This window comes from Vibrio sp. 2132-1 (genome assembly GCF_033344315.1).
On sequence record NZ_JAWPON010000619.1, the window covers coordinates 1 to 578 of the forward strand.

The following is a 578-nucleotide window of genomic DNA, read 5'->3' on the forward strand; positions in this document are numbered from 1 at the left end:
CCTTGGTTAAGCGGAAGGTTTTTAATGCCTAGCAATGGCTGAAGGTGATTGTCCAAGTAGCCGTAAAGGATGCCGAAAATCACCGTTACTTTGATTGTCGACTTAACCAGCTCCACCAACGAACGCGTTGAGAAAATACGCTTAATGCCGCTGAGCGGGTTGAGTTTACTCAGCTTTGGTAACATGTTTGCGGGACGAAACATCCAGCCGCCCAAGACCATACTGCTACCGAACGTCACGATGATGATAACCGTGAAAAGTGGCAACAGCATTTCGATGATCATGCCAAGGCTCTGACCCACTTGTTCTACCATTTGCTGTGGGTTTTCTAGGTCGGCTTTCGTCAACGACATGTTATAGCGGAAAATGCCGAACATGCTTTCCCAGATGCTATTGATTTGAGAGTAAAAATACAGCGCTACAGCCATAAAAATGACTGCAGTGGTGAATTCTTTCGCTCGTGGAATTTGGCCTTCCTGGCGGGCTTTTTTAACTTTCTGGGGGGAGGCCTTTTCGGTTTTGTCTTGTGACGACTGATCGCTCATGCGCCCCCCAACATAAAGTTGTTTAAGTGTCGG

General features: G+C 47.2%; 1 protein-coding gene. It reads right to left on the bottom strand.

Annotated elements, in window-relative coordinates:
* Positions 1 to 545 (bottom strand): EscU/YscU/HrcU family type III secretion system export apparatus switch protein (locus R8N47_RS27015; RefSeq protein WP_318186343.1); only part of this gene is annotated, 545 nt, incomplete at its 3' end.
* Positions 546 to 578 lie beyond the last annotated feature (33 nt).